The 1,754-nt window shown below is 63.1% G+C and carries 2 protein-coding genes and 1 pseudogene; all 3 read left to right on the top strand.

What is annotated here, in order from left to right; genetic code table 11:
• A partial coding sequence (locus tag EOA22_RS32415; protein WP_127390544.1) for a VWA domain-containing protein occupies window positions 1-970 on the top strand: 970 nt, incomplete at its 5' end.
• 60 nt (window positions 971-1,030) lie between these two features.
• On the top strand, window positions 1,031-1,369 hold the full coding sequence (locus EOA22_RS32410) for an XdhC family protein (protein ID WP_063167827.1): 339 nt from the start codon (window positions 1,031-1,033) through the stop codon (window positions 1,367-1,369).
• Window positions 1,370-1,434: 65 nt separating this feature from the next.
• Window positions 1,435-1,754, top strand: a pseudogene (locus tag EOA22_RS32405) (XdhC family protein); the annotation flags it as partial.

The following is a 1,754-nucleotide window of genomic DNA, read 5'->3' as shown; positions in this document are numbered from 1 at the left end:
GGCGATGTTTTCGCCGGTGGCGCCCGACACCAGGGAAAAGCAGAAGCCACGCGCCGCTGAAAACCGAGTCAGCCAGGCGATGTTCGAGGGACACCAGAAGAACCAGCCGCCACAGGAAATTCCCGAGATCGAGGTCGACGCCCGCTTCACCTTTTCCGGCAACGAGGTGCTGCGGGCCAAGGATTTTGCCCAGATGAACGCCGCCGAGATGGCCGACGCCAAGAAGGCGATCGCGCAGTTGCGGTTGCCTTTCGACATGGTGCGGACGCGGCGCTTCAAGGCCGATGCGCATGGCCGCCGCATCGATCCGCGCGCCATGATGCGTTCGGCCGCGCGCACCGGCGGCGAACTGATCCTGCCGAAATTCCGCTCAGCCCGCGAGGTTCATCCGCCGCTGGTCGTGTTGGCCGACATTTCCGGCTCGATGAGCCAGTATACGCGGATTTTCCTGCATTTCCTGCATGCGCTGACGGAAAAAAGGCGTCGCGTGCACACCTTCGTCTTCGGTACCCGGCTGACCAATCTGACGCGGCAGATGCGCCATCGCGACCCGGATGCAGCCCTTGCCGACTGTTCGGCGGCGGTCATGGACTGGTCGGGTGGCACCCGCATCGGCGACACGCTGGCCGAGTTCAACCTGATATGGTCGCGTCGCGTGCTGGGGCAGGGGGCGGTCGTGCTTCTGATCACAGATGGGCTGGAGCGCGACGATGTCGCCGGCCTGTCGGAGGAGATGGAGCGCCTGCACAAATCTTGCCGGCGGCTGATCTGGCTGAACCCGTTGCTGCGCTTCGACGGCTTCCAGGCGCGCGCCCGTGGCGTCAAGGCGATGCTGCCGCATGTCGACGAGTTCCGCTCGGTGCACAATCTCGATGCGCTCGCCGATCTCTGCGCGTCATTGGACAAGAAGTCGGCACAATCCGTCGATCCGCGCCGATGGCTGGAAGCTGGCGCGAGGCGCGCCGCATAACCATATCCTTCCCATCCGGAAAACAGATCCCGAGAAAAACAGACTTCTGGAGAAACGGTCATGGAAAACAGCATTTATCTGGATGAGGCCCGCGACCCGCTGATCATTGCGGAGGGCTGGATGAAGGACGGCAAGGACGTGGCCATCGCGACAGTGGTCGAGACCTGGGGTTCGGCGCCCCGACCTGTAGGCAGCCATCTGGTCATCGACGCACACGGCAATTTCCATGGCTCCGTCTCGGGCGGCTGCGTCGAAGGCGCTGTGGTCAGCGAGGCCATCGACGTCATCGACAGCGGCAAGGCCAGGATGCTGGAGTTCGGTGTTGCCGATGAAACCGCATGGCAAGTGGGCTTGTCCTGTGGCGGCCGCATCAAGGTGTACGTGGAAAGACTGGGCTAGAGCATGATCCCAAAAAGTGGGACCCGGTTTTTGGACAAGATGATGCTCGGACAAGAGATTTCCTGATGGATCCCTACGCCTTAAAAACTTTGAACGCCGAACGACGCGCCCGCCGTGCGGCGATCCTTGTCACCGATCTCGGTGACGGGCGCGACCGGATCGTGCGCGAGGGCGATCACGTCGCCGGCGATCTCGGAACCGCGATCGCCAGGGCGTTTCGCACCGGTAATTCCGGTTCGGTCGAAGCCGAGGGGCGGACTTTCTTTCTCAACGCGCATCTGCCGCAGCCGCGTCTGGTCGTGATTGGCGCTGTCCATATCAGCCAGGCGCTGGCGCCGATGGCGAAGATCGCCGGCTATCCCGTGGAGATCATCGACCCCCGCAC

Origin of the sequence: Mesorhizobium sp. M7A.F.Ca.US.014.04.1.1 (assembly GCF_003998745.1) — a bacterium.
Lineage (GTDB): Bacteria > Pseudomonadota > Alphaproteobacteria > Rhizobiales > Rhizobiaceae > Mesorhizobium > Mesorhizobium ciceri.
The sequence above is the reverse complement of the archived record's forward strand: the minus strand, read 5'-3'. Positions and strand labels throughout refer to the sequence as shown.

What these genes read in the sequence shown, in the direction of transcription:
- EOA22_RS32410 (WP_063167827.1), top strand. Translation starts at nt 1,031, where the DNA reads ATGGAAAACAGCATTTATCTGGATGAGGCCCGCGACCCGCTGATCATT.